21 protein-coding genes and 1 pseudogene are annotated in these 26320 nt (G+C 69.3%); 15 read left to right on the top strand and 7 right to left on the bottom strand.

Translation table 11 applies throughout. The features are described 5' to 3' along the window. Positions 1–6 precede the first annotated feature (6 nt). The 14 genes and pseudogenes from U858_RS0118890 to U858_RS0118825 all read left to right on the top strand — a co-directional run bounded on the left by U858_RS0118890 (position 7) and on the right by U858_RS0118825 (position 17985). Positions 7–1161: an LLM class flavin-dependent oxidoreductase gene (locus U858_RS0118890; RefSeq protein ID WP_025138720.1), complete on the top strand. Its 1155-nt coding sequence runs from the start codon at positions 7–9 to the stop codon at positions 1159–1161. 2 nt (positions 1162–1163) lie between these two features. After that, the gene (locus U858_RS0118885; protein ID WP_029954073.1) at positions 1164–2459 is read left to right on the top strand and encodes an LLM class flavin-dependent oxidoreductase; all 1296 of its coding nucleotides are present in this window, start codon (positions 1164–1166) and stop codon (positions 2457–2459) included. Beyond that, positions 2456–3535 (top strand): annotated as a pseudogene (locus tag U858_RS0118880) (LLM class flavin-dependent oxidoreductase); the annotation flags it as partial. The gene U858_RS0118885 and the pseudogene U858_RS0118880, both read left to right, overlap by 4 nt. 468 nt (positions 3536–4003) lie before the next feature. After that, positions 4004–5152 (top strand): formylglycine-generating enzyme family protein, encoded by a 1149-nt coding sequence (locus U858_RS0118875; protein WP_025138717.1) that lies wholly within the window; start codon positions 4004–4006, stop codon positions 5150–5152. Positions 5153–5209: 57 nt separating this feature from the next. Continuing rightward, positions 5210–6181 carry a MoxR family ATPase gene (locus tag U858_RS0118870; protein WP_025138716.1) on the top strand — a complete coding sequence of 324 codons (972 nt, stop codon included), beginning with the start codon at positions 5210–5212 and terminating at the stop codon, positions 6179–6181. Positions 6182–6189: 8 nt separating this feature from the next. After that, positions 6190–7155: a DUF58 domain-containing protein gene (locus U858_RS0118865; protein ID WP_025138715.1), complete on the top strand. Its 966-nt coding sequence runs from the start codon at positions 6190–6192 to the stop codon at positions 7153–7155. Beyond that, entirely contained in the window at positions 7152–7652 is a 501-nt protein-coding gene (locus U858_RS0118860) for a DUF4381 domain-containing protein (protein WP_025138714.1), read from the top strand. The genes U858_RS0118865 and U858_RS0118860 overlap by 4 nt, the downstream gene beginning before the upstream one ends. Beyond that, on the top strand, positions 7639–8655 hold the full coding sequence (locus tag U858_RS0118855; RefSeq protein ID WP_025138713.1) for a VWA domain-containing protein: 1017 nt from the start codon (positions 7639–7641) through the stop codon (positions 8653–8655). The genes U858_RS0118860 and U858_RS0118855 overlap by 14 nt, the downstream gene beginning before the upstream one ends. Next, positions 8640–10211, top strand: a complete 1572-nt coding sequence (locus U858_RS0118850; protein ID WP_025138712.1) for a VWA domain-containing protein — start codon at positions 8640–8642, stop codon at positions 10209–10211. Before U858_RS0118855 ends, U858_RS0118850 begins: the two co-directional genes overlap by 16 nt. Beyond that, positions 10208–11671 (top strand): BatD family protein, encoded by a 1464-nt coding sequence (locus U858_RS0118845; protein ID WP_025138711.1) that lies wholly within the window; start codon positions 10208–10210, stop codon positions 11669–11671. The genes U858_RS0118850 and U858_RS0118845 overlap by 4 nt, the downstream gene beginning before the upstream one ends. Next, a complete protein-coding gene (locus tag U858_RS0118840) occupies positions 11671–12705 on the top strand; it encodes an HAD family phosphatase (protein ID WP_042885212.1) in 1035 nt (344 codons plus the stop codon). Before U858_RS0118845 ends, U858_RS0118840 begins: the two co-directional genes overlap by 1 nt. Before the next feature lie 50 nt (positions 12706–12755). Beyond that, positions 12756–14393, top strand: coding sequence for an arylsulfatase (locus U858_RS0118835; RefSeq protein ID WP_025138709.1), 1638 nt, complete (start codon positions 12756–12758; stop codon positions 14391–14393). A 100-nt stretch (positions 14394–14493) separates the two neighbouring features. Further along, a complete protein-coding gene (locus tag U858_RS0118830; protein ID WP_051593615.1) occupies positions 14494–17013 on the top strand; it encodes a fused MFS/spermidine synthase in 2520 nt (839 codons plus the stop codon). Between the two features lie 18 nt (positions 17014–17031). Continuing rightward, positions 17032–17985, top strand: a complete 954-nt coding sequence (locus U858_RS0118825; RefSeq protein WP_025138707.1) for a hypothetical protein — start codon at positions 17032–17034, stop codon at positions 17983–17985. 26 nt (positions 17986–18011) lie between these two features. Here the strand turns inward: U858_RS0118825 and U858_RS0118820 are convergent, their stop codons facing one another. From U858_RS0118820 to U858_RS0118800, 5 genes are read right to left on the bottom strand one after another with little or no spacing between them, the layout of a single operon-like run. Beyond that, positions 18012–18713, bottom strand: a complete 702-nt coding sequence (locus U858_RS0118820) for an SDR family NAD(P)-dependent oxidoreductase (RefSeq protein WP_025138706.1) — start codon at positions 18711–18713, stop codon at positions 18012–18014. Positions 18714–18751: 38 nt separating this feature from the next. Continuing rightward, positions 18752–20074: an MFS transporter gene (locus U858_RS0118815; protein WP_025138705.1), complete on the bottom strand. Its 1323-nt coding sequence runs from the start codon at positions 20072–20074 to the stop codon at positions 18752–18754. Between the two features lie 36 nt (positions 20075–20110). Continuing rightward, positions 20111–20971, bottom strand: coding sequence for a fumarylacetoacetate hydrolase family protein (locus U858_RS0118810; RefSeq protein ID WP_025138704.1), 861 nt, complete (start codon positions 20969–20971; stop codon positions 20111–20113). 11 nt (positions 20972–20982) lie between these two features. Then, positions 20983–21918, bottom strand: a complete 936-nt coding sequence (locus U858_RS0118805) for a VOC family protein (RefSeq protein ID WP_025138703.1) — start codon at positions 21916–21918, stop codon at positions 20983–20985. Then, positions 21915–23546 carry an FAD-dependent monooxygenase gene (locus U858_RS0118800; protein ID WP_042885185.1) on the bottom strand — a complete coding sequence of 544 codons (1632 nt, stop codon included), beginning with the start codon at positions 23544–23546 and terminating at the stop codon, positions 21915–21917. The genes U858_RS0118805 and U858_RS0118800 overlap by 4 nt, the downstream gene beginning before the upstream one ends. A gap of 136 nt (positions 23547–23682) precedes the next feature. Between U858_RS0118800 and U858_RS0118795 the strand changes: the two genes are divergently transcribed. Continuing rightward, positions 23683–24597: a LysR family transcriptional regulator gene (locus tag U858_RS0118795; RefSeq protein WP_025138701.1), complete on the top strand. Its 915-nt coding sequence runs from the start codon at positions 23683–23685 to the stop codon at positions 24595–24597. Here U858_RS0118795 and U858_RS0118790 read toward each other — a convergent pair. Both U858_RS0118790 and U858_RS0118785 read right to left on the bottom strand, forming a co-directional pair. Next, positions 24586–25533: a LysR substrate-binding domain-containing protein gene (locus tag U858_RS0118790; RefSeq protein ID WP_025138700.1), complete on the bottom strand. Its 948-nt coding sequence runs from the start codon at positions 25531–25533 to the stop codon at positions 24586–24588. The two genes, U858_RS0118795 and U858_RS0118790, sit on opposite strands and share 12 nt — an antisense overlap. Positions 25534–25578: 45 nt before the next feature. Further along, entirely contained in the window at positions 25579–26316 is a 738-nt protein-coding gene (locus tag U858_RS0118785) for a hypothetical protein (protein ID WP_025138699.1), read from the bottom strand. Positions 26317–26320: the final 4 nt, after the last annotated feature.

Genomic DNA, 26320 nt, shown 5'->3' with positions numbered 1-26320 from the left:
AACATCATGACCCTACCCAATCCTTTTCCCATCGGCCTGGCGTTCAACGGCGGGCCGTCCGCGCCCCGTGATGGCAGCGACATCCGAGCGCACGCCGTTGCGAGCGCCGAAACGGCCGAGGCGTGGTGGCCCTGGCTGGACGCCATCAGGCAAGCCGACGAGGCCGGCCTGGATTTCGCCACCTTCGACGACCTGTGGGCCCGCGCCGGCTCGCCCGGCCAAAGCGCGCTGGATGCGACGCTGCTGCTCGCCCGCATCGGCCCGGCCACGCGCCGCATCGGCCTGCTCCCGGCGGTGGTGGTCAGCACCACCGAGCCGTTCCATGTGTCCACTGCCATCGCCACGCTGGACTACGTGACGCGGGGCAGGGCGGGGCTGGTGCCCGTCGTGCCCGCGCTGCCGGACGTGGACGCCGCCGTCGCCCATGCCGGCGCCGACAGTTATGGCCTGCCGCTGACCCGCGATGGCCTGTACCAGGATGCCGCAGGCGCCGTGGACGGCGTGCGGCGGCTGTGGGACAGCTGGGAAGACGGCGCCATCATCCGCGACGTGGCCACGGGCCGTTTCGTCGATCGCGACAAGCTGCATTACGTGGACGTGAAGACGCCGACCTTGTCGATACGCGGCCCGTCCATCGTGCCGCGGCCGCCGCAAGGGCAGCCGCCCGTCGCGGTGACCTGGCGCGAAGACGGCGACCTGGCCTGGGCTGCCCGGCATGCCGACATTCTCTTCGTGCCCGAGCCCGCCGACTCGGCCGCGTGGACGGCGCAACGCCAGGCGCTGGACAGCGCCCAGCAGCAGGCCGGGCGCCATCTGGCGCCGCTGCGCTACGTCGTGGATGTGCCCGTTTCGTTCGACGACGCCGCCGACGCTGCGGCGCCAAGGGCAGGACGGGAAGACGCACCCCACGCCGTCCAGGCGCTGGCCCGACGCATTCTGGCCTGGCGCGACGCCGGCTTCGCCGGTGTGCGTCTGCACCCGCGCGACATACGGCGCGACGTAGCCGTCGTGACCGACGTGCTGCTGCCCTTGCTGCAAGACGCCGGCCTGGCCGCGGCAGCCGACATCGATGCGTCATTCCCGCCGATTTCCCTGCGCGGCCGCCTCGGGCTGGCCCCCGCCACCAACCGCTACGCGACTGCAGGCCAAGGAGCCCGTTGACCATGGCACAGAAGCAAGTGATCCTGGGCGCGCATTTCCCGGGCGTGAACAACATGACGGTCTGGAGCGACCCGCAGGCGGGCAGCCAGATCGAATTCGAATCCTTCGAACGCTTCGCCCGCGCCGCCGAACGCGGCAAGCTGGACTTTGTGTTCCTGGCCGAAGGCTTGCGCCTGCGCGAACAGCGCGGCCAGTTGCACGACCTGGACGTGGTGGGGCGGCCCAATACGCTGGTGGTGCTGGCGGCGCTGGCCGCGGTCACCGAGCGCATCGGCCTGGCCGGCACGCTGAATGCCACCTTCAACGAACCCTACAACCTGGCCCGTCAGCTGGCCACGCTGGACCACGTGTCGGGTGGTCGATCAGCCTGGAACGTGGTGACCTCGCCCGGCGCGTTCACCGGCGAGAATTTCCGCCGTGGCGCCTACCTGCCGCATGAACAGCGCTATGAACGCGCCCGAGAATTCGTCGAGCTGGCGCGGCATCTCTGGGACGGCGGCGACGACGGCCGCGGCGCCTTCGACTACCAGGGCGCGCAATTCAACGTACGCGGCCGGCTGGACGTGCCGCCGCTGCCGCAAGGCCATCCGATCATCATCCAGGCCGGCGATTCCAGCCAGGGCCGGGAATTCGCCGCCCGCAGCGCCGACGCCATCTTCACCCGCCACGGCTCGCTGGAACAGGGCCAGGCCTTCTACGCCGACGTCAAGGCGCGCCTGTCCAGGTACGGCCGCGCCGAGGCCGACCTGAAGATCCTGCCCGGCGTGGGCTTCGTGCTGGGCGACACCCCCGAAGACGCCGCCGCGCGCCATGCCGAGGTACGGCGCCAGCAGGTCAGCCCGCAAACCGCCATCGTGCTGCTGGAACAGCTGTGGAACCGCGACCTGTCCGGCTTCGATCCCGACGGGCCGCTACCGGACTTCGATCCCGACGTGTCCGCCGCCACGGTCGCCAAGGGCCGCACCCGCCAGCACGACGACAACCTGGCCACCGCACATCAATGGCGCGAGCTGGCCCGGCGCGAAAACCTGGGCATCCGCGACCTGATCATCAAGGTCACCGGCCGCCAGCAATTCGTCGGCACGCCGGCCCAGGTGGCCGACGAGATGAACCGCTACGTGCAGCAGAACGCCTCCGACGGCTTCATCCTGGTGCCGCACCTGATCCCCAGCGGCATCGAGGAATTCGTCGATCGCGTGGTGCCGTTGCTGCAGGAAAAGGGCGTATTCCGGCAGGACTACGCCGGCACGACGCTGCGCGAGCATCTGGGCCTGGCGACCCAGGCGGTGCCGGCATGAGCCGCGATCCTTCCCGGGCCGCCCACCGCCCGCCGCGCGTGCCGCTGTCCATCCTGGACCTGGCGCCGATCTCGTCCGGGTCCGACGCCCGCCAGGCGCTGGCCAACACCGTCGACCTGGCGCGCCGGGCCGAACAGGCCGGCTACCTTCGTTATTGGCTGGCGGAACACCACCTGTCCGAAGGTCTTGCCAGTTCGGCCGCGCCGATCGTCATCGGCCAGGTGGCGGCCGTGACCACGCGGCTGCGCGTCGGGTCCGGTGCCACGCTGTTGGGCTATCACACGCCGCTGGCCATCGCCGAGGCCTTCGGCACGCTGGACGCTCTGCATCCCGGCCGCATCGACCTGGGGTTGGGCCGCGGGCTGGCCGCGGCAAGGCGCGCCGCGCCGCTGGCCGACGGGGCAGGGGATCCAGCGGGCGCCGCCGCTGCGGCGCCAAGTGGGGCAATCCCCGCGACGCAAGGCGACCGCGTCATCAACGGCCTGCTGATCCCCGCGCCGCCGGTCTCCCGTCCGCAACGCGCCAGCCGTGGGCTGGCCCGCGAAGCCATCCTGCTGCAACCGCAAGCGCAGCCCTTGCCATTCGAGGCGGCCGTGGATGCGCTCTTTGCCCTGCTGGCCGGCACCTATGCGGCAGCGGACGGCAGCCGCGTGCAGGCCACGCCGGGCGTGGGCGCCGCGCTGCAGACCTGGGTGCTGGGGTCGTCGGCGGGCGAAAGCGCGCAATTGGCCGGCCGGCTTGGCTTGCCGTTCGCGGTGAATTACCACGTCAGCCCGGCGACTGCGCTGCAGGCCGTGGACGCCTATCGCCGGGCCTTCGTGCCGTCGGCCACGCAGGCCCGGCCGTACCTGATGATATCGGCCGACGTGGTGGTGGGGCGTGATGCCGCCGACGCCAGGCGCATCGCCACGCCCTATGGCGCGTGGGTGCAAGGTATTCGCCGGGGCGAGGGCGCCACGCGCTACCTGTCGCCGGAAGAAGCCCAAGGCATCGAACTGGAAGCCGACCTGGTGCAGGACCGCACGCGTACCCAATTCGTGGGCGATGCGGATACAGTCGTGCAGGGCCTGGAAACGCTGGTACGCGCCACCGAGGCCGACGAACTGATCGTCACCACCAACGCCCATCGCCACGAGGACCGGGTGCAATCGCATCTGCGGCTGGCGCAAGCCTGGCACGGCACGCCGCAGAGATAATCCGCGCAGTCCTCCCGTACTGCCGCACCAGATAATCCCGATCACCCCGGCGCATTATTCTCATTATTAAGGTTACTGAATAATTCAGATAATCCCATATTTTCCAATATTCTTCCTCGGAAAATCCGGGTATTCCCGAAAATGCCCTGCGTTGCGAGCGCTAACAAAAGTCAGCCTCGCCATTTGCCGTTCAGATAATGTGGGCAGCCATTTCGGCATTCATGCAACGCAACCCAGACCCGCCAGACGCAGTCCTGTTTCAGCTTCAAAGCGATAAGCCATTCGTGATACCCAAAAGCGCTCGGCCAGAGCGCACCGTTTCGTTTCCACGGAAGTACGGAGGGGCACGTGAAGCAACAACTGAAAGTCGGTTTAACGGTGGTTGGCATACTGCTTGGCGCAAGCGCCCTGGGCGCTTATGTGGCCAGCACCGGCACTCCCTCGAAGCCCGGTGCGCCGACCGTCACGCTCGGTGACGGCAAACAGGGGCCGACGGGCATGGCCTGGATTCCGGGCGCCGAATTCCGCATGGGCAACGACCATAAACTGTCGCAGCCCAATGAATTGCCGCCGCATCGCGTGCGGGTCAGCGGTTTCTGGATGGATACCCACGATGTGACGAACGCGGAATTCCGCCGTTTCGTCGACGCCACCGGGTATGTCACGACGGCCGAACAGAAACCCCGCTGGGAAGACCTGAAGGTCCAGCTGCCCCCAGGCACCCCGCGCCCCGACGACCGGCTGCTCGTGCCCGGCGCCATGGTTTTCGTCGGCACGGCGTCCGAAGTCTCGCTGCGCGACTACAGCCGCTGGTGGCGCTTCATTCCGGGCGCCAGCTGGCGTCATCCGCAAGGCCCGGGCAGTTCCATCGACGGCAAGGACGACCATCCGGTCGTGCAGGTGTCGTACGAAGACGCGCAGGCCTACGCCACATGGGCGGGCAAGCGCCTGCCGACCGAGGCGGAATGGGAATTCGCCGCGCGCGGCGGGCTGGAACAGGCCACCTATGCCTGGGGTAATGAACTGAGTCCGCAAGGCAAGCCCATGGCCAATATCTGGGACACGCAACAGCAGCAGCCGTTTCCGGTGGTCAAGGACGAGAAGATCCAGGTGGGCACGACGCCCGTCGGCAGTTTTCCGCCCAACGCGTATGGCCTGTACGACATGGCCGGCAATGTGTGGCAATGGACGGCCGACTGGTATCGCGCGGATGCGTTCCGCATCCAGGCGCAGTACCGCCAGCCGCCGCAGGACCCCGCCGGCCCGGCCGACAGCTTTGATCCCGACGACGCCAACGTTCCCGTGTCGGCCCCGAAACGGGTGACGCGCGGCGGCTCATTCCTGTGCAGCGATACGTACTGCATCAGCTACCGGGCCAGCGCCCGGCGCGGCACGGATCCGTTGAACGGCATGTCGCACCTGGGTTTTCGCACGGTGATGACGCCCGACCAATGGAAGCAGGCCCAGTCCCGCCCGGGACGCGTCGCCAGCCGTTGATGCCTCGCCCGCAGCCCGGGCGACCCGTACAGGTGTGCGTTTGACGAAGGGATACCCATGGCGTTGCGCAATGGCATTCTGGCGTTGGAAGCGGCAATTTCCCGAGACGTACTGGGTCAGGCGCAGGTGGTGCGCCACCTGCTGATCGCCTTGGTGGCCGACGGGCACGTGCTGCTCGAAAGCCTGCCCGGGCTGGCCAAGACCCGCATGGTCAAGGCCATGGCCGCGCACCTGGCGGCCGACATGAGCCGCATCCAGTTCACCCCCGACCTGCTGCCGTCGGACATCACCGGCGCCGACGTGCTGCGCCAGGACGCGCAAGGGCGCAACCAGATTGCGTTCGAGCCTGGTCCGCTGTTCGGCAACCTGATCCTGGCCGACGAGATCAATCGCGCGCCCGCCAAGGTGCAGTCCGCGCTGCTCGAGGCCATGGAAGAACGGCAGATCACCGTGGGCGGCCACACCCGCAAGATGCCCGCGCTGTTCATGGTGCTGGCCACGCAGAACCCGATCGAGCAGGAAGGCACGTATCCGCTGCCCGAAGCGCAGATGGACCGCTTCCTGATGAAGATCCGGCTGGACTACCCCAGCGCCGAGGACGAGATGGCCATGCTGGCGCTCTTGAGAAGCGAGCCGGAACCGACCGCTGAGGCCGACGACGAGCGTCTGACGCAGGACGCGCTGCTGGCCTGTCGCCAGGCCGCGGCCGCCGTGCACGTGGCGCCGGCCGTGGACCGCTACACCGTGGATCTGGTCAACGCCACGCGGCGGCCCGGCGACTACGACGCCGACCTGGCGCGCTGGATACAGGTGGGGGCCAGCCCGCGCGGCGCGATTGCGCTGGATCGGGCCGCCCGGGCCCATGCCTGGCTGGCGGACGCGGACTTCAGTACGCCGGACGATGTGCGCGCCGTGGCCCATGCGGTGTTGCGGCATCGCCTGCACCTGTCCTATGACGCCGTGGCCGATGGCGTCACCGCCGAACAGGTCATCGACCGGATGCTGGACGTCGTGGCCGTCCCGGCCTAGGAAGCGCCATGAGCCCCGCGCCGCATCCCGTCCATCCGCCGCTGGCCGAACTGATCGCCCTGGAAGCGGCGGCGGTCGGCCTGTCGTTCACCGCCCGGCAACCCTTCTGCAGCGTGTTGGCCGGGCCGCACGGATCGCGGTTGCGCGGCCGGGGGCTGGATTTCGCGGAACTGCGCCGCTATGCGGCCGGCGATGACCTGCGGCGCCTGGACCTGCGCGCCTCGTTGCGCTATGGCAAGCCGCTGGTGCGCGCCTATACCGAAGAGCGCGACCGGCCGGCGCTGATCCTGGTCGACCAGCGCATGAGCATGTACTTCGGGTCCGTGCGCGCCTTCAAATGCGCCGTCGCGGCCCGGCTGGCGGCGCTCTCCGCCTGGATCGCCTATCGGGGCGGCGACCGCGTCGGCGGACTGGTGTTCGACGACCGTGGCATCAGGGCGTTCAAGCCGCTGCGCAGCCGCGACCGGGTCAGGGCGCTGCTGGCCGAGGTGGCGCGCGCCAACGCGGCGTTGTCGGCCGACGGCCCCGACGTGCCTGCCGCACAGGGCTTGAACGCCGCGCTGCGCGGTGCGCTGGCCACCGCGCCGCATGATTGCCTGGTCTGCGTCATCAGCGACTTCGCTGGCGCCGACGAGGCCACGCTGCGCGCGCTGCGCCTGTTGGCGGCCCACAACGACGTGCTGGCGATGCTGGTGTTCGATCCCATGGCGCAGCAGCTGCCCAGCGCCGGCCGCATGGTGGTCACCCAAGGCGAAGTGCAGCTGGAAATTGCCGTGGGCCGGCGGCGGGAAAGGCAGCCGCTGGCCGATTTCTTCAGCGGCCGGCTGCTGCAGGTGGCGCACCTGCTGCGCCGCAGCCGCGTGCCGCTGCTGTCCATCGACACAGCGGACGACGAACGCGTGCAACTGCGCCGCGAACTCGGCAAACAGGTGGCGATGCCGGCCGCGATCGGGCCGACCGGAGCGCGGCCATGAGCGACGCGCTGCCTGGCCTGGATCAATTGCAGGAGCTGCCGCTGCCGGCCGCCGTGCCCTATTGGCCGCAAACCTGGGGGTGGGCCGTGGTGGCGCTGTTGCTGCTGGCCGGCGGCGCCTGGGCCGCATGGGCCGGCTGGCGCCGCCACCGCCGCAACCGCTATCGGCGCCAAGGCCTGGCCGCGTTGAACCAGTTGGCGCGGGACGCGGCCAGCGACCCCTTGGCGGCGCGCGGCCTGCCGGCCTTGCTCAAGCGCACGGCGCTGGCGGCGCAGCCCGCCACGGCGCGCGCGCAGGTCGCGCCGCTGGCCGGCGCAGCCTGGCTTGCGTACCTGGAGCGCAGCGCAGGGCAGGGCTTTCCGGGCGATGCGCCGCAGTTACTGACCCAACTGGCCTATGCGCCGGACGAGGCCGTTCGCCAACTGGACCGCGCCGCGCTGGCGCAGTTGATCCAGTCCTGTCGCGCCTGGATGGTGAATCACCATGTGGCGCCTTGACTATCCCTGGCTGCTCGCCGCGGCGCCCCTGGCGCTGGCCGCCTATCGCTGGCTGCCGGCCTACGTGCAGCCCCGCAGCGCGCTGCGCGTGCCGTTCTTCGATACCGTCGCCGCGCTCACCGGCCAGACGCCGTCGCGCCCCGGCGTGCGCATCCGGCGCGGCCAGCTCTGGCTGAACGTGGCCGTGTGGCTGCTGCTGGTGCTGGCGCTGGCAAGGCCGCAGTGGGTCGAGCCGCCGCTGACGCACACGCAGGCGGTGCGCGACGTGCTGCTGGCCGTCGATATCTCGCAGTCGATGGACACCGCCGATTTCCGCGATCCGCAGGGGCGGGCGCAAAGCCGTTGGCAGGCCGTAAAAGCGGTGGTGGCCGACTTCATCGACAAACGCGCGAACGACCGGCTGGGGCTGATCGTGTTCGGCACGGGCGCCTACCCGCAAGCGCCCCTGACCGAAGACCACATTGCGCTGCGCCTGCTGCTGGACCGCACCGAGGTCGGCATGGCCGGGCCCAACACGGCGTTGGGCGATGCCATCGGGCTGGGCATCCGCATGCTGGACGCGGCCAGGGAGCGGGACAAGGTGCTGATCCTGCTGACCGACGGCAACGACACCGGCAGCGCCGTGCCGCCCGCGCGCGCGGCGGCCCTGGCCAAGACGCACCACATCACGGTGCACACCATCGGCATCGGCGACCCGGCCGCCACCGGCGAAGACAGGGTCGATTTCAACGTGCTGCAGGGCATCGCCCGGACGACCGGCGGGCAATTCTTCAAGGCACAGGACCTGGCCAGCCTGCAAGCGGTGTACGCCACACTGGACCGCATCACCCCGCAGGAGGTCAACACGCTGCGGCACCAGCCCAAGCGCGACTATTTCTGGTTGCCGCTTGGCCTGGCGCTGTGCCTGCTGATGGCCTGGCACGGTATTGCCGCGCTGGCGGGCCGACGTCCACGCACCGCGGCGGGCGCACGCAACGAGGAGGCCTCGTGGACGTCGACCTGAGCGCCTTTCATTTTCTGCGTCCGTGGTGGCTGCTGGGCCTGCTGGCGGCCGCGCTGGCATGGGGGGTCGGCCGCGGCGACCGGGTGGCGGCAGGCCGGGGCAACCGGATCGCGCCCGCGCTGCTGCCGTACCTGCTCGTGCGCACGCCGGGCAGCCGTGGGCCGCGTCCCATCGATGCCTTGGCCGCCCTCCTGGCCGTGGGATCGTTGGCCGCGGCCGGGCCGGCGTGGCAGCGCGACCAGCCCGATTTCCTGGACAACGTGGCGCCGCTGATCGTCGCGGTGGCCTTGGGGCCGTCCATGGACGGCGCCGACGTACCGCCGTCGCGGCTGGAAGCGGCCAAGCACCTGGTGCGCGACCTGGCGGCCCGGCGCGCGGGCGCCAAGACCGGCCTGATCGCCTATGCCGGCAGCAGCCACCTGGTCTTGCCCCCCACGGACGACACGCATCTGCTGGACCTGTTTGCGCAGGCGCTGGCATCCGACCTGATCGGGCCGCAGGGCAGGGATGCGGCCGGCGCCATTGCGCTGGCGGCGCAAGTGCTGGCGGCTGAGCGGGCTGGCGGTACCTTGCTGCTGCTCACCGACGGCGCGGATGCCAGCCAGTTCGGCGCGGTGCGCCAGCGCGCGCAGCAGGCGGAGGATCTACAGGTGCTGGTGATGGCGGTGGGGCAGACCGGCCTGGACCAGGCTGCGCTGCGGGGCCTGGCCAGCGCCGCGGGTGCGCCGCTGGGCAGCCTGACGCGCAGCCCCGACGACCTGGACTGGATTTCGCTGCATGCCCAGCAGCATTTCCAGGCGGTGCAGGACGTCCGCTCGGGCGCCATTCACTGGCGCGACGCGGGCTATTGGCTGTGCTGGCCGCTGGCCTTGCTGGCGCTGCTGGCGGTGCGGCGCGGCTGGAACGTCGGCTGGACGGCCGCTGTTTTGCTGGCCGTCTCGCTGGGCGCGCCCGCGGACACGCGTGCCAATCCACTGGCCGATGCCTTTCTCACCGCCGACCAGCAGGGCCGACTGGCATTCGAACAAGGCCATTACGACGCGGCGGCGCAACGCTTCCAGGACCCCTACTGGAAAGGCCGGGCCGCGTACCAGGCGGGGGACTACCCCACCGCACTGGCCGCGTTTTCCAAGGTGGACAGCGCCGAAGGCAGGTTCTACGTCGGCAACACGCAGACGCGGCTGCGCCAGTACGACGCGGCGCTGGCCGCCTACGACCAGGCGTTGGCCCTGGCGCCGGGCTGGGATGCCGCCGTGATGAACCGCGGCATCGTCCAGCGACTGCTGGCGTCGATGACTCAGGAGGCTCAAGGGGATGCGGCCGAGCGGCCCGACCAGACCATCGCCGACCAGTCTGCCAGGCAGGGCCAGAAGGCCGCCGCACCCGTGGCGCAGGCGGCGTCGGAAGAACAATGGCTGAACAACCTGACGCTGTCGCCGGCCCGCTTCCTGCGCGGCCGGTTCGCGGTGGAAGATGCCGCCACGCATTCCACCGCGAATTCCGCCATGGATTCTGCAACCAAGGCCCCGACAAACGCCGCAGGGGTGCGCCCATGACGACCTGGCGCAGACCTGGGCCGTGGCGCAACCTGGCGTGCTTCCTGGCGCTGGCGCTATGCGGCGTTGCGTTCGCCCAAGCCGCGCTTGCCCAATCCCAACGCCAGCCCCAACCCCAGCCCGCGCCCGCCTTGCGCGTCACCGCCAGCCTGCAAGCGCCGGCCCAGGCGCGCATCGGCACGACGTTGCAACTGCATCTGGATGTCATGACGTCCACCTGGTTCACGCAGCCTCCGCAGTTGCCCGCGCTGAACCTGCCGGGCATCGCGGTCACGCCGCCGACGGGGCAGGGCGAATTGCGGCGCGACACCATCGATGGCGTGGCCTACAGCGGGTTGCGCTACACCTATCTGCTCAGCCCCACGGCGGCGGGCGCCGTGCAGGTGCCGGCGCTGGCGGTGACCGCACAGGTCGGGCCGCACAACGACATCGCGTCAGGAACGAGTCAACCCCTGACGTTTGCCGTGGCTGCGCCAGCCGCGAGCGAAGCGCCCGGCCTGGTATCGACCCAGCTGACGGTGTCGCAAGACTTTTCGCTGGCGCCCGATCCGCTGGTGGTCGGCGGTCGCATTACACGCACCATCACCCAGCGCGCGCCCGGCGTACCCGCGCTGATGCTGCCCGCGACCGTCATGCCCGACGTGCCGGGATTCACACGCTATCCGCTTGAACCCCAGGTGACGCCGCTGAACGACGGCCGCGGCCAATTCGTGGGCGGGCAACGCATCGACCGCGCCGATTACGTGGCGCAGCAGGCCGGTTCCTACCGCCTGCCGGCGATCACCGTGCGGTGGCGCGACGAGGTCACCGGCCAGCCGGCGCAGGCGGAACTGCCTGGCCGCGAATTCACGGTCGCTGCCGCGCCGAAAGCCACGCCGCCTTTCTCGTTGGCCGATGACCTGGCCCATCTGCGCCATGGCCTGCGCTGGGTGATTCCCGCCGCTTGGATGCAATGGGGCGCGGCGCTGCTGGCCGCCATTGCCGTGGCGTGGCTGACCGGGCCGCGCTGGCGGGCACTGGGCCGCCGATTGCGCCAGCGTACCGAACACGCGCTGGCGGCAAGACGCGCAAGCGAAACCTGGCATTGGCGCGCCTGGCAGCGCGAGGCGCGCGGGCAGACCGTTTTCAAGACCGCGCCCCAGACCGCTTCCCAGACCGCCTCTTTGACCGCCTTCTATCGCTGGCTGCGCCTGGCGGCCGGCGCGCAGGACTTGCGCACGGGCGTGGCGCCGTTGGGAGACGACGCGCGCCGTATCGCTGCCGACGTGTTGCGCAGCGCGTATGGCGCACCGTCCGCGGGCACGGCGTGGCGCCGGGCGTTGGGCCAGGCATCCCGCGCATGGCGACACACCTGGCGAACCCGGCGCGCGCCGCTCGCCCCATATTCCTTGCCCGACGCGTTGAATCCGCAAGCGCCTGGCGAACCGCAACCGCGCCCCGAGGCGCATGGGAGTGCATGATGCAAGCGACCCTTGAACGGCGGGCACGGCGCTGGGCGGCACGATGGGCCGGCATCGCGGCGATGCTGCTGCTGGCTGCCTGCGCCTCGCCCCAGAAGGCGGTTACGCCCGCGGCGGCATTGCCTTCCTGGAACGAGGGGCCGTCGCGCACCGCCATCCTCGAATTCGTGCAGGCCGTGACGCAGCCGGGCAGCCCGGACTTCGTGGCGACGGACGCGCGCATTGCCGTGTTCGACAACGACGGCACGCTGTGGTCCGAGCAGCCCTTGTATTTCCAGGTGCTGTTCGCCCTGGACCGCATCAAGGCCATGGCGCCGCAGCATCCCGAATGGGCGACCCGCCAGCCGTTCAAGGCGGCCATCGAGGGCGACAAGGCCGCCCTGGCCAAATCGGGCCAGGCGGGCCTGTTCAAGATCATCGGCGCGACCCACACGCAGATGAGCGTCGACGACTTCACCCAAAGCGTCACCCAATGGACGGCCACCGCCCGGCACCCGCGCTTCAACCAGCCCTACACCGCGATGACCTATGCGCCGATGCGTGAATTGCTGGACTACCTGCGCGCGAAGGGTTTCAAGACCTACATCGTGTCCGGCGGCGAAACGGAATTCATGCGCCCCTGGGCCCAGGCCGCCTACGGCATACCGCCCGAACAGGTCATCGGCAGCAGCTTCGTCACCACGTTCGAGCAACGCGGCGGTCAGCCCGTGCTGTGGCGCCAGGGCAAGCTGGAATTCAACGACGACGGCCCCGGCAAACCGGTAGCCATTCAGCGTTACATCGGCCGGCGCCCGCTGCTGGCGTTCGGCAATTCCGACGGTGACCTGCAGATGCTGCAGTGGACCGCCGCTGGCCCGGGCAAGCGCTTTGCCGGGATCGTCCACCACACCGATGCCCAGCGCGAATGGGCCTACGACCGCGATTCCGACATCGGCCGGCTGGACCGTGCGCTGGACGAAGCGCGCCGCAGCGGCTGGACGGTCGTGGACATGAAAACGGAATGGCGCCGCATCTACGCCTTCGACACCCCTTGATCGTGCTGTACCGGGAGTACATACGGCCCCTATGGGCGAGGAGAGCAGTCATGAAAGCAAGACGATGGTTGGGAGCGGCGCTGGTGGCCGCCAGCGGGCTTGCGGTAATGGGAGGGGCTTACGGGCAGGCCCAGAGTGCGCCGCCGTCCAGTCCCCAGGGGCAGGCGTCCGGCAAAAAGCCGAACATTCTCGTCATCTTCGGCGATGACGTCGGCCAGGCCAACATCAGTGCGTACACGCGCGGCGTGGTCGGCTACCGCACGCCGAACATCGACCGCATTGCCAACGAGGGCGCGATCTTCACCGACTACTACGCCGAAAACAGCTGCACGGCGGGGCGGTCTACCTTCATCACCGGGCAATCCGCCCGCCGTACCGGCCTGTCCAAGGTCGGCGTGCCGGGCGCGCCGGTGGGTTTGCAGGACCGCGACATCACCATTGCCACCGCCTTGAAAGGGCAAGGCTACAACACCGCCCAATTCGGCAAGAACCACCTCGGCGACCGCGACGAATACCTGCCCACCAAGCACGGCTTCGACGTGTTCTTCGGCAATCTGTACCACCTGAATGCCGAGGAAGAACCCGAACGCCCCTATTTCCCGAAGGACTCGAAAGACCCCGTCATCAAGGCGTACATGCCTCGCGGCGTGATCCGTGCCACGGCCGACGGCAAGGTCGAGGACACCGGCGCCCTGACCACCAAACGCATGGAGACCATCGACGACGAAACCGTCGGCGCGGCGCTGGACTACCTGGACAAGCACGGCAAGGAAGACAAGCCGTTCTTTGTGTGGATGAACACCACGCGCATGCACTTGTTCACCCACATCCGGCCGGAACATCAGGGCAAGAGCGGCATGCCGGGCAATGACTACGCCGACGGCATGTGGGAACACGACCAGGATGTCGGCAAGCTGTTGAAGAAACTGGATGACCTGGGCATCGCCAAGGACACCATCGTGATCTACACGACGGACAACGGGCCCAATCAGTTCAGTTGGCCGGACGCCGCCACCACGCCGTTCCGCAGCGAAAAGGACACCAACTGGGAAGGCGCCTTCCGCGTCCCGGCGATGATCCGCTGGCCGGGCCACATCGAACCCGGCACGGTCAAGAACGACATCGTTTCCGGCATGGACTGGTTTCCCACCTTGCTGGCCGCGGCGGGAGACGACGGCGTGAAGGAAAGGCTGCTCAAGGGCTGGCGGCCCAACGGCGCCAATCGCGACTACAAGGTGCACCTGGACGGTTACAACCAGCTGGCGTACCTGACCGGCAAGGACCCCAAGAGCGCCCGCGAGGACTTCTATTACTTCAACGACGACGGCCTGCTGGTCGCGATGCGCTACGAGAACTGGAAGGTGGTGTTCTGCGAACAGACGGCCCCGGGCGGGTTCGCCGTGTGGCGAGAACCCTTTGTCTGCCTGCGGGTGCCCAAGGTGTTCAACCTGCGCATGGACCCCTATGAGCGCGCCGATATCGTGTCCGACCAGTACAACGACTGGCTGACCAAGAACGCCTATCTGGCCTTCGTGGGCTCGGCCAAGGCGGGCGAATTCCTGCAGACCTTCATTGAATGGCCGCCCAGCCAGAATCCGCCCAGCTTCAGTACCGACCAGATCCAGAAGGCGGTGGACAAGCAGATCGACGAGTACTTCGAGCAGCAGGCCAAGAAGCAAGGCAAATAAGGTGTGACCGGCGGATGCGGCGTGCGGCCGCATCCGCGCAATGCCCCCCAATGCCCCCTTTAAGGACAAGGACCCGACGATGACAGCATCCGTGCGCCCGATGGCGGCGCTACACAACGTGGGCGAGACGTCGCACGCCGGCACGGCCTTGTGGCCCGCGGCCGCCTTGCTGGCCCTGTCGGGCGTCGCGGCGCTGGTCTTCCAGATTCTGTGGATCAAGCAGCTGTCGCTGATCGTCGGCGTCGAGGTGCACGCGATTGCAGTGGCGGTGGGGGCCTTTTTCCTGGGCCTGGCGGCCGGCAGCTGGGTACTGGGCCGCCGGGCGGACGCCAGTGCGCGCCCGTTCCGGCTGTACGCGGCCATTGAAGGGGCGATTGCCGCGCTGGGCATCGGCGTCACGCTGGCGCTGGGGCAGGGCGCCGCGGCGTTTGCGCAAGGCCAGGCGATCAGCCCCGGGCTGGCGTGGCTGGCCATTGTCGTGATCGTGGGTATCGCGCCGTTTTTCATGGGCGGCACCTTGCCCGTGCTGCTGCGCGCCACGGGTGCCGCGCGCATTGGCCGCGCGGGCGCCACGCTCTATGCCGCCAATACGGGCGGCGCGATCCTTGGCGCGCTGTTACCGGCTTTTTTCCTGATTCCGGCCCTGGGCGTGCGCGGCACCGCCTGGGCGGCGGCCTGCCTGAACCTGGCGGCGGCCGCGGGCGCATGGGTGCTGGACCGGCGCCATGCGCACGCGGCCGACGCGCCGGCGCCGTCGCCCGTGCACGGCCCGCGGGAAGCCCTGTCCGGCCAGGCTCGGCTCGCGCTGGGTCTGTACGCCGTCGCGGGCGCCGTGGCCATGGGCTACGAAGTGCTCTGGTCGCAGATGGTCGTGCCATTCATGAGCACCCGGGCCTTTGCGTTCTCGATCGTGCTGGCGGTGTACCTGGCGGGGCTGACGATCGGCGCCGCACTGTATGCCCGCTGGGAACGCGCGCTGGGCGGCCCGTGGCGCGTCTTCGGCTTCCTGATCGCCGGGGCTGGCCTGCTGGCGCTGATCGAAACCGCTTTGTTGGGCCGCTGGCTCATCGGCGCCCAGGGGATGGCCGAGGCGGCCATCCTGGGTTGGACGGGCAGCCCCCTGGCTGGCATGAGCGGGCGCTTTGCCGTGGCGGCCGGCGCCGTGGTGCTGCTGCCCACCTTGCTGCTGGGCGCGGCATTTCCCGCCGTGCTGCGCCTGGCCGTGCCGCCGCAGCGCCGCGGGCAGGGGGCCGGTGCGGTGCTGGCCTGCAACACGCTGGGCGGCATCGCCGGCACCGCCTTGACCGGGTTTGTCTTGCTGCCCCACCTGGGCACGGTGCGCAGCCTGGCGCTGCTGACCGTCGTGGCTTGCATCGTAGGGGTCGCGGCCATCTGGCAGGCGCGTCCGGCATCGTCGATGACCAAGGGCCTGGGCGTGGCCCTGGCCGGCGCGGCGGTGATCCTGGGCGCGGCCATCCCCGTCCAGCACCTGGCCCGCCTGCTGCCCGGCGCGCAAGGCGGCGATCTGGTGTTCTACGAGGAAAACCACGGCGGCACCGTGGCGGTGGTGGAACAAGGGCAGGGCGCACAACGCTTTCGCCGCCTGTATATCCAGGGGGTGTCCAATTCGGGCGACGCCATGCCGTCGCTGCGCTACATGCGCCTGCAGGCCCTGTTGCCACTGATCGTGCATGCCGGCGAGCCGCGCTCGGCCCTGGTGATCGGCTACGGCACCGGCATCACGGCGGGCGCCTTGTCGCGCTATCCCGGGCTGGAACGCCGCGTGGTGGCCGAACTGTTGCCCGCGGTACTGCATGCCGCGCCGCTGTTCCAGGGCAGCTACGGCGCGTCGCAAGACCCCGGCCTGCAGCGGCGCCTGCGCGACGGACGCCGCGAACTGCTGGGCAACGCCGAACGCTACGACCTCATCACCCTCGAACCGCCGCCGCCCTCGGCGGCCGGCGTGGTCAACCTGTACTCGCAGGACTTCTATGCGCTGGCCGCCACGCGCTTGCAGCCGCAAGGCATCGTCGCCCAGTGGCTGCCGCTGCCCACGCAGAACCTGGACGACACGCGGGCCCTGGTGGCCAGCTTCATCAACGTCTTCCCGCATGCGTCCTTGTGGACGACCGAGCTGCACGAAATGCTGCTGGTCGGGTCGATGGACCCGCTGCCGCTCGATGCCCGGCGCATCGCCGACCGCTATGCCGCGCCGGCCGTCGCCACCGCGCTGGCCGAAGTCGGCGTCGGCTCGGCGGCCGCCTTGCTGGCCACCTGGGTGACTGACCGCGATGGGCTGGCCCGCTTTGCCGGCACCACCCCGGCCGTGACCGACGACCAGCCGGCCATCGAATACGCCACCTGGGTGCGCCCGCGCGAAATCTCGCGCACGCTGCCGGCGCTGCTGGCGCTGCGCACCCCGGCTCCGCTGGCAGGATCAGATCCGGCGCTGGCGCAGGCAATCGAACGCGAACGCGGTGGGCTGGACCTGTTCTATCAAAGCGCCCTGGCGGCGTACGACGGCAACCGCGAAGCCTGGGCGCGCAACGCGGGCCGGCTGGCGGCGGCCAGCCGGGACAACCCCTATCTGCGCTGGTTCACGGGCGGCGCGGCCCAATAGGGAAAGAAGGCCGCAATCATGATCAGACGCTTGCCGACATGGCTTCTTGCGGCGCAGGTCTGCGCCGTGGGCGCCGACGCCGCCGCGCAACCCACGGTCAGGTTGAACCACGACGATCTGCAAAAGCGCGCCAACGGCGTGCTGGCGATCATGTCGCTGTCCATCGTGCCCGACATCACCACCAGTTCGCTGTCGATCGGTTCGGGCGGCGGCACCACGTCCGGCTCGACCGAATTCTTCATGACCCAGCTGGGCGGCGGCGACACGATCTCGAAATCGGTGCCGATCTACCTGGAAGGCGTGCTGGCCGCCAGCCGCTACGACCCCACCTTCATTGCCTCGCAGGGCGCCGAAACCCGCAAGATACCGACCAAATGGAACAGCGTGTCGGCCACGGGCGGCATCGGCTGGGATTTCAAGCTGGCCGACGAACTGAAGCTGCGGCCGATTTTCAACGTCGCCCTGGGCAACGTCACCAGCGACCTGCGCGCGGCCAGCTGGTACGTGGGGCAAAAGACCGGGCAGGACGTGACGTTCCTGGACAAGGGCTCGCTGAACGCCTACGGCCTGGGCGGCTCGCTGATGCTGGACTACGAGCATTACCGGCCGGGCTACGAAGTGGATGTCGAACTGCGCTATTCGGACATCCGCTTGAAAAGCTTTTCCAGTTCGGCCGCCGTGCAGGGCAATGCCATCGCCCAGTCGGCCAACCTGTGGGCGCGCTACCGGGCGCCCACGGGGCTGACGATGTTGCAGCGGCCGCTTCGCTACGTGCTGGAACTGACCCATTCCGAGTTCCTGGGCGACCAGCGCGGCGTGCTGGGCTTTGACCGCCTGACGTCGGTGGGCGCCGGGCTGGAACTGGATTCCAGCGCCTACAACGTCATCGTGACGCGGACCCGGCTGGTGGGCCGGTATGTGTTCGGCACGGGGGTGTCCGGGTTCTCGGTGGGGCTGGCGGTCAGTTTTTGACGCGGTCGGCTATAGCGACGGGCAGCCTATTTCCCCAACGTCAGCCCGCCATCGATCAGCACCACGCTGCCGGTCATGAACAGGAAGGGCGGCTTGGCCAGCGCGATCATCGCGGCGGCGATTTCCTGGGGCGAGGCCAGCCGGTTCAGCGGATGCATCGCCGCCAGCTTGCCTTCGTCCAACTCGCCCGCCTCGATCGAACGTTCGATCATCTGCGTCTTCACGTAGCCCGGCGCCACCGCCAGGACGCGGATGCCGTCCGCCGCCCACTCATTGGCCAGCGACCGGGTCAGGGTTGCCACCCCGGCCTTGGACACGGCATAGTGCGCGCGCCCCTTCATCATGGTGATGCCGGCGACCGACGCGATGTTCACGACCACGCCGCGGCGCGCCTTCAGGTGGGGATACAGGGCATGCGCGCAGTGGAAAGTGCCGGTCAGGTTCACCGCCAGCACCTGCGCCCATTCGGCCGGGTCCTTGTCGGCCACGGGTTCGCGTCCGCCCGCGATGCCCGCGGCGTTGACCAGCAGGTCCACGCCATCCAGCCGGCGGGCGGCGGCCGCGACGCTGGCGTAGTCCGCCACGTCCACCGCGGGATCCTCGCCGTGGCCGGCGCGGTCCCACACCGCCACCCGCCAGCCGTCCTCGCACAGTTGCCTGGCGCATTCCTGGCCGATGCCGCTGGCGCCGCCGGTGACGACGGCGGTCTTGATCGGGGCGTTGGTCATTTTTATGTCTCCTGGTTGCAGTCGGTGCGATGAACGGGTCAGGCCTTCGAGGCGACCAGCGGCTTGACGCCATCCCGGGCGTTGCGCACGCAGATGACCGCCAGCGCCGCGCTGGCCAGGGTGGTCAACGCGAAGATCCAGGCGGCCAGCTGCCATTCTCCGCCCGTCTGCTGCATGACCCAACCGGTCAGCGTGGGGCCGAAGAATCCGCCAAGTGCGCCGATGCTGGTCACCAGGGCCAGCGGCCCGGCATGGGCGCCGATCCGGTTCTGGATAGCGGCGTTCAGCGGCCCGTAGTAGGCGATGGTGTAGCCGGTGATGAGCGACACCACGGCCAGGAAGGCGGCAATCGACGCCACGGCCGCGCTGGGCAGCAGCAGAAAGCCGCCCGCGCCGGCCAGGCACACGGCCGCCAGGTGCCAGCGCACGTCGCCGCTGCGTTCGCTGCTGCGGCCCACCAGGTAGCTGAACACGGCTGCCACCAGGTTCGGAATCATCAGCGCCGAGCCGATCTGCAAGGGCGTGATGTGGTACAGGTTCTTCAGGATCAGCGGCAGGAAATAGGCCAGGGCAAAGGTTGCCGCATACGCGATCAACAGGATCAGCAAGAGGCCCCACAACAGCGGTTGGCGGAATACCTGGAAACCGTGGCGCCACGAGGCTTGGGCGGCGGGCGGGCTGGCTGCCGTCTCGCTGTCCATCACCGCGCGCAAGGATTGGCGCTGGTCGTCAGTGAGCCAACGCGCATCGGCCGGCGTGGCGGGCAGGTAACGCAGCACCGCCAGGCCCAGCAGCACCGTCGGCAAGCCCTCCAGCAGGAACAGCCAGCGCCAGCCGGCCATGCCGGCGTTGATGCCCATCAGCCCGCCGGCCAGCGGCCCGCCGATGATCATCGCCACGGGCAGCGCCATGATGAACACCGAATTCAGGCGGCTGCGATAGCGCGGCGGAATCCACGAGGTGATGTAGAAATTCACGGCCGGAATGAAGCCGCCTTCAGTCAGGCCGAGCAGAAAACGCATGGCGTAGAACGACTTTTCGCCCTGTACGGTGGACATCAGGCAGGCCACCAGCCCCCAGCTGAGAAAGACGAAAGCCAGCCAGCGCTGGATGCCGACCCGTTGCAGGGCCAGGTTGGCCGGCACGCAGACGCAGGCGTAGCCGAAGAAGAACAGGCCCGCGCCAAAGCCATAGGCGGCCAGCGACAGGCCGATGTCGCTGCCCATCTGCAACTGCGCATAGCTGATGTTGGTGCGGTCGATGAAGTTGAGCAGGTAGCCGGCGAACAGCAAGGGCAGGACCCTGCCGCGAAAGCCGGCTACCGCCTGGTCCGCGCCCGCGGCATTCACAAGGGTGGTCATGGTTGTCTCCTGGATCTATGTTCTTGTTGTCGACAGTCAGGCTTCGGCAACGACAGGGTTGCGCAATACGCCCAGCTGGTCGATTTCCACTTCGCAGACGTCGCCCGGTTTCATCCAGACCTGCGGCGACCGGGCCAGCCCGACGCCGGCGGGCGTGCCGGTGATGATGAGATCGCCGGGGTGCAGCGTCATGGCTTGCGAACATGCGGCCACCAGGGTCGCGACGTCGAAAATCATGTCCGCCGTGTTGGCGTCCTGCAAGGTCTGGCCGTTCAGGCGGCACTGGATACGCAGGCCGCGCGCGCCGGCCGGCAGTTCGTCGCGCGTGACGAATTCGGGGCCGAAGGCGCCGCTGGCGTCGAAGTTCTTGCCCAGCGTCCACTGATTGGTGCGCAGCTGAAAGTCGCGCACCGAGCCTTCGTTGAAGATCGAATACCCGGCCACGTGGTCCAGCGCCCGGTCGGCCGGAATGTGGCGGCCGGCCTTGCCGATCACCGCCACCAGCTCGGCCTCGTAGTCGAACTGCGTCGACACCCGCGGGCACACCAGCGCCTCGCCGTGCGCCACCCACGACGACGGGTAACGCGCGAACACCACCGGGTACGCGGGCGGATCGAACTGGCTTTCGGCCGCGTGGTCGCGGTAGTTCAGGCCGATCGCCAGCGCCTTGCCCGGGCGCGTCAACGGCGGCAGGATGCGCACCTGCGACAGCGGCAGCACGTGGCGCGCCGCCGCCAGGTGCTGCGCCGCGGCGCGCAAGCCCTCGTCGCCTTGCGCCAGCAGCGCCTCCAGGTGGCGGGGCAGGCCGGCCGCGGTCAGGTCGACAAGGTGGTCGGCGTCCCGCCGCAGGCCCAGATGGGCGCCGCTGTCGCCAACGGAAAAGGTGATGAATCGCATCAGGGGCTCCTTCAGGTTCGCGCCCGTTCATGATTGATGAAAAAGGCGTCCGGCACCGCCGGGCCCCACAGGTACAGCGCATCTTCCGGCGGATGGTCCGCCGCGGTCCAGGCCAGGCCTGCCGGGATGTGATCGATATCGAACGAGTACTCGGCGTAGCTGCCCCAGGGGTCTTGCACGTAATGGAAGTAGTTCGATCCCAGCACGTGCCGGCCCAGGCCCCAGCCTTCGGCATAACCCGCCGCGCGCATCTGCTCGGCGCCTGCGCCGACCTCGTCGATGCTGCCCACGTCCCAGCTGGAATGGTGCAGCCCGGCGTGGGTGGACTTGGCGAAGGCCACCAGGTGGTGGTCGGACCCGTGCGGGCCATGCAGGAAGGCCACCAGGTCGCCCGAGCGGTCCGACAGCCGCAGGCCCAGCACCCGTATCGAAAACGCCACCATGCGCGACACATCGGGCGTGAAGAACAGCACGTGCGACAGGCGCCGCGGACGCACCTGGGCGGCCTGGCTGCGCAGGCCGGCCGCGCGTTCGCCAGTGGGCACGGCTGCGCGCGGCAAGGGCAACGATTTGGCGTCGGGCGACACCTTCGGCGCCTTGATCAGCTGGATCGGCAGGCCATCGGGATTGCGCAGCCAAAGGCCGTCGCCGTCCGATAGCGGATGCGGATCCGTCGCCAATCCCAGCGCCGCCACGCGCGCCTGCATCTCGGCCACGTCGTGCTCGTAGAGCCCGAAGCTCACGTACTCCAGCTGCTTGTCGCCGCCGCCATTGGCATACACGGAAGCCCAGCAATGGCGATGGCCTGCCGCGTACAGGTCCAGCCGGCCCGGGGTGGCGCGCACGTCCAGGCCGAAATGGCGATAGAAGCGTTCGGCCGCATTCAGGTCCGGCACGGACATGACGTAGCGGTTGACGGAATGCACGGCGGCGGTGGAAGGCATCATGTCGCGCTCCTGAAGGTCGTGGCGCCCGTGACGTGGGCGAACAGGCTTGCGCCCGGCCAGCCGTCGCCGCGCCAGGCCACCTGCTGGTCCGGCCGGATCAAGGTCAGCCGGGCAGGGTAGTGGCCGGCCACCGCGCCTTCGCGCGGCTGGATGATGGTGAACGGCAGCCTGTGGGCGCGGGCCTCGCCGCGGATCTCTTCCAATTCGCCCGGTGGCACGGACTGCGCGGCCAGCAACGTGAAGCCGAAGCCGAAGTGGTCGTACAGCGAACTGCCGTCGTGCAGCCACAGGTGCGGCGCGCGAGCGCCGGGGCGGGAACTGGGCACGTAGTTGATGAAGTCGCGCTCGGGCGCCGGGCCGGCGTCGGCAGCGATCACTGGAGAATCGTCGTAGCGATAGCCCAGCACCACCCCCAGCGTCGCGAATTCGCGCATCTTTTCCACTTCGATGCGCGCGCGGATTTCCTGGCGGATGCGCTGGCCGGTTGGCCCGGCGTCTTCGATGCCGTCGGCCAGCAGCTGGTTGCCCAGCGTGGCGTGGTTGACCTCGGCTTCGTCCAGCACCCACTGGTGCAGCGGCCGGCGTTCGGCCTCGTAGCTGTCCAGCAGCGCCGGCCCGCCCCAGCCTTGCAGCGTGGCGGCCAGCTTCCAGCCCAGGTCCACGCTGTCGGCGATGCCCATGTTCATGCCGTAGCCGCCAAACGGAGGGTGCTGGTGGCAGGCATCGCCCACCAGGAAGATGCGGCCGCGGCGGTAGCGGTCGGCCAGCAGCTTGCTCGCCACCCATTCGTCGCGGCTCAAGACTTCGTAGGGCAGGTCGATGCCGGTGGCGCGGCCGATCAAGGCGGCCACGTCCACGTCGTCGATGCGGCCGTGGCCGTCGGCGTGGGTCGGCATGAAGAACCAGGTATCGCCCCGATCCATCGGGCCGATCAGGCTGGGCACGTCGCGGTTGACCTGCCAGTACATGATGGCCGGCCCCAGGCCGTGCGCGCGGTCCAGGCCTGGCGCCCGAAACACGATGTTGAAGTTGCGCGACAGGCCATAGCGGCCTTCCATGCGCGCGCCGATCAGCTCGCGGACCTTGCTGCGCGCACCGTCCGCACCCACCAGGTAGTCGGCCTGCACCTGCCGTTCGCTGCCATCGGCGCCTTCGCGCATCCGCACCTGCACGCCGGCCGGATGCTGCGACACATCCAGCAGTTCACAGTTGAAGCGGATTTGTACGCACGGCAACGACTGGGCGTAGGCGCGCAGCGTTTCTTCCAGCGTGTACTGCGGAATCCATTGCGCATGCTCGGCGTAGAGCGGGTTGCGGCCCGGCGCGCAGTACATGGCGTTCTCGTGGCGCGCCAGTTCCATGCCCGCCAGCCGGGTGCAGAACACCACGTTCGACGGGTAGTCCACGCCCAGCGGCGAGGCCGCGCGCAGGCGGTCGGCGATGCCCCAGCGGCGCAGGTGTTCGCGGGTGCGCACGTTGGTGGTCTTGGCGCGCGGCGCGTAGCCCACGCGGTCGTTGCGTTCGATCAGCAGGCACGGAATGCCGCGCACGCCCAGCTCGATAGCCAGGCCCAGTCCGGCCGGCCCCGCACCCACGATCACCACTCGAAACGATGCCTGCTGTTGCACGGTGTTGTCTCCTGTGCCGGCCGCTCGGATGGCGACGCTTGGAGGGAATCCTAGAACCCCCCGATAGATACCGAAAGATGGCAAAATTGTCTTACCGATACCGGATTCGCATCACTTTGGCAGAGCGGCCCCAGCGATGAAACTGAACACCTTGCGTGACTTCCTGGCAGTGGCCGAACGGGGCGGCGTGCGGGCGGCGGCGCGCCATCTGGGGCTGGCCCAGCCCGCCATCACGCGCAGCATCCACGAGCTGGAAAAGGAACTGGGCGTGGCGCTGTTCGAACGCCACACCAAGGGCCTGCGCCTGACGCCCACCGGCGAAGTGTTCCTGCGGCGCGCCAGCGCCATCCGCCACGAGATCGAACGCGCCCGCGACGAAGTCGAGCAGATGCGCGGCGCCACGCATGGCCGGGTGGCGCTGTGCATGTCCACCGCGCCGCACCTTGGGCTGTTTGCCGACGTGCTCAAGCCGTTTCGCGCCCGCTATCCCGACACCCACCTGGAAATCATCGATGGGGTCTATCCCCTGGCCGAGGCATCGCTCCTGGACGGCGCGCTGGACTTCTACATCGGCCCCGTGCCCGCGCGCGTGCCGGGCGAGCTGCAATCCGAAAAGCTGTTCGACAACACCCGCGTCATCCTGGGCCGCAAAGACCACCCGCTGGCGCAGGCCCGCTCGCTGCGCGACCTGGTCGGCGCCGAATGGATCACCACGTCCATCACCCACAAGGCCGAGGAAGAACTCGGCCCCTTGTTCGAAAAGCACGGATTGCCCGCGCCGCGGCTGGCCATGAAGGCGCAGTCCGCCCTGACGTTCCTGACGGCGCTGGTCAATTCGGACCTGCTGATGATGCTGCCGATCCAGTGGTTGCAGCATCCGCTGCTGCATGGCGTGCTGCAGGAAATCAAGGTGCGCGAAGCCTTGCCGGCGCCACCCATCTGCATCGTGCGGCGCACGGGCCTGCCGCTGACCCCGGCTGCCGAACACTATTGCACCCTGGTGCGGCGGGTCAGCGCGCGGCTGGGGGCCAAGGCCGGCTCAGGCCGCTAGGCCGGCGCCCGGGCCGTCGCCCAGCGTGGCGCCCACCCAGTGCCGGTCGGTGACCAGCTTGCGCGCCACTTCGAACACCATCTTGCCCGTCACGGCGACGGCAGGCGAGGCTTCTTCCTCGGCCAGGTTCACCAGCACGTTCTGCACGCCGACGCCGGTGTTGGCGATGCGCGCGAAACTGAGCCCGGGGCGCGGCGAACAGGACGCCACGGCGCTTTGCTGAATGGTCACGCCGTAGCCCAGCCGCACGGCTTCCAGCAGCAGGCCCAGCGAATCGATTTCGGCTTCGATGCGCGGCGCGCAGCCGATCTGCGAAAACGCCACGTCCAGCAGCAGGCGCAGGCCGTGGGCGCGGCTGGGCAGCAGCAAGGGCTTGTCGGCCAGGTCCTCCAGCCGCACGCTGGACCCTGCAAAGCCGTGGGGCGAGGCCGGCGAACAGATGGCGAACAGGCTTTCGCGCAGGATCGGGGTGCAGTGCCAGCGCTGCGCGATGTCGGTCTGGAACACCACCGCCAGGTCCAGCTTGCGGGCATTGAGCATCTGCGACAGAAAGCCGGAAAACGCCTCGACCAGATGCAGCCGGACCTCGGGATAGCGCTCGCGCATGCCTTGCAGCAGCGGCCCGCCCAGCACGGCCGCCGTGGCGGGGGTGAAGCCCAGCGTGGCCGAGCCGGTCAGGCGGGCGCCGCGTGCTTCTTCGGCGGCCAATTCGGTCTGGCGCAATATCTGCCGCGCACGGCGCAGGAAAGCCTCGCCGGCCGCGGTGGGGGTGGTGCCTTGCACCTGGCGCAGCAGCAGCCGCACGCCCAGCTCGCCCTCCAGGCGCGACACCTGCTGGCTGAGCGCCGCCGTGGCCACGCCCAGGGCCAGCGCCGCGCGGCCCATGGAACCGTGTTCGACGATGGCGACGAAGTAGCGTAGCTGGCGTAGTTCCATGATGCCCCCGTCTGCCGGCGTGGCGGACCGGCGGTCCGCCCGAAGCTAGCGTTGATCCTGCCTGGCCACGGCGCTGCCGTGCTGGTCCGGCGTGTCGGCCCAGGCCTGGAAACTGGGCGATGGCGTCACCGCGCCGGCCTGCATCAGCGCCAGCCAGATATCGCAGGCTTCGATGAAGCGGTTGATGCCGCAGGGCCACAGCGCCAGGCTCAGCGCCTGCACCATGCGCGGCTCGGCCACGCCGGCAGCGTAGCAGGCGCGGATCGCCTGCTCGACGCCCCAGTGGTCCGAGCGCGCCGATTGCGCCGACAGCAGCGCCAGCCGCGCCAGCTCTTCAGGCACGTCCAGGCCTGCCAGCAGCGTGCGCATCGCGTCCTGGTAGGCCGCGGCGGCAGGCACGTCGGGAAAGTGGCTTTGCCAGTGGCGGTCCAGAAAGGCATAGGCGCCGGTGCCGGCCGACCAGGCCGCTACGCGAAACGCCGCCTGCGCCTGGCGGCCGGTGCCGCCATGGCGGTAAAACAGGTCGACGTGGTGGGTGCCCAGCGCTTCGCCCGCGGCGGTCAGCAACACCAGCCAGACGAACTCGCTTTCGAAGGCGGTCAGGTGCTGCGGCTCTTGCACCAGTGTGCGGTAGAACGGGCCGTAGGCGTCCTGCAAGGCCGGCAGCGCTGCGGCCAGCGCGCCCAGGTGGGGTAGCAGGTAGCCGCGTTGCTGGCGAAAGGCCTCGAGCCTGCGCCGGACATCATCGGGGGGAGTGGGGCCGGGCTGCACGGGCAATGACATGGCA

The sequence above is a fragment of the Achromobacter sp. DH1f genome, from assembly GCF_000633435.1.
In the GTDB taxonomy this organism is placed as follows: domain Bacteria; phylum Pseudomonadota; class Gammaproteobacteria; order Burkholderiales; family Burkholderiaceae_B; genus Achromobacter; species Achromobacter deleyi.
This window is presented reverse-complemented; position numbering and strand designations above follow the sequence as displayed.

Coding starts and splice junctions, on each gene's coding strand:
- U858_RS0118890 (WP_025138720.1), top strand. CDS start 7: ATGACCCTACCCAATCCTTTTCCCATCGGCCTGGCGTTCAACGGCGGG.
- U858_RS0118885 (WP_029954073.1), top strand. CDS start 1,164: ATGGCACAGAAGCAAGTGATCCTGGGCGCGCATTTCCCGGGCGTGAAC.
- U858_RS0118870 (WP_025138716.1), top strand. CDS start 5,210: ATGGCGTTGCGCAATGGCATTCTGGCGTTGGAAGCGGCAATTTCCCGA.
- U858_RS0118865 (WP_025138715.1), top strand. CDS start 6,190: ATGAGCCCCGCGCCGCATCCCGTCCATCCGCCGCTGGCCGAACTGATC.
- U858_RS0118860 (WP_025138714.1), top strand. CDS start 7,152: ATGAGCGACGCGCTGCCTGGCCTGGATCAATTGCAGGAGCTGCCGCTG.
- U858_RS0118855 (WP_025138713.1), top strand. CDS start 7,639: ATGTGGCGCCTTGACTATCCCTGGCTGCTCGCCGCGGCGCCCCTGGCG.
- U858_RS0118845 (WP_025138711.1), top strand. CDS start 10,208: ATGACGACCTGGCGCAGACCTGGGCCGTGGCGCAACCTGGCGTGCTTC.
- U858_RS0118840 (WP_042885212.1), top strand. CDS start 11,671: ATGCAAGCGACCCTTGAACGGCGGGCACGGCGCTGGGCGGCACGATGG.
- U858_RS0118835 (WP_025138709.1), top strand. CDS start 12,756: ATGAAAGCAAGACGATGGTTGGGAGCGGCGCTGGTGGCCGCCAGCGGG.
- U858_RS0118830 (WP_051593615.1), top strand. CDS start 14,494: ATGGCGGCGCTACACAACGTGGGCGAGACGTCGCACGCCGGCACGGCC.
- U858_RS0118825 (WP_025138707.1), top strand. CDS start 17,032: ATGATCAGACGCTTGCCGACATGGCTTCTTGCGGCGCAGGTCTGCGCC.
- U858_RS0118820 (WP_025138706.1), bottom strand. CDS start 18,713: ATGACCAACGCCCCGATCAAGACCGCCGTCGTCACCGGCGGCGCCAGC.
- U858_RS0118815 (WP_025138705.1), bottom strand. CDS start 20,074: ATGACCACCCTTGTGAATGCCGCGGGCGCGGACCAGGCGGTAGCCGGC.
- U858_RS0118810 (WP_025138704.1), bottom strand. CDS start 20,971: ATGCGATTCATCACCTTTTCCGTTGGCGACAGCGGCGCCCATCTGGGC.
- U858_RS0118805 (WP_025138703.1), bottom strand. CDS start 21,918: ATGATGCCTTCCACCGCCGCCGTGCATTCCGTCAACCGCTACGTCATG.
- U858_RS0118795 (WP_025138701.1), top strand. CDS start 23,683: ATGAAACTGAACACCTTGCGTGACTTCCTGGCAGTGGCCGAACGGGGC.
- U858_RS0118790 (WP_025138700.1), bottom strand. CDS start 25,533: ATGGAACTACGCCAGCTACGCTACTTCGTCGCCATCGTCGAACACGGT.
- U858_RS0118785 (WP_025138699.1), bottom strand. CDS start 26,316: ATGTCATTGCCCGTGCAGCCCGGCCCCACTCCCCCCGATGATGTCCGG.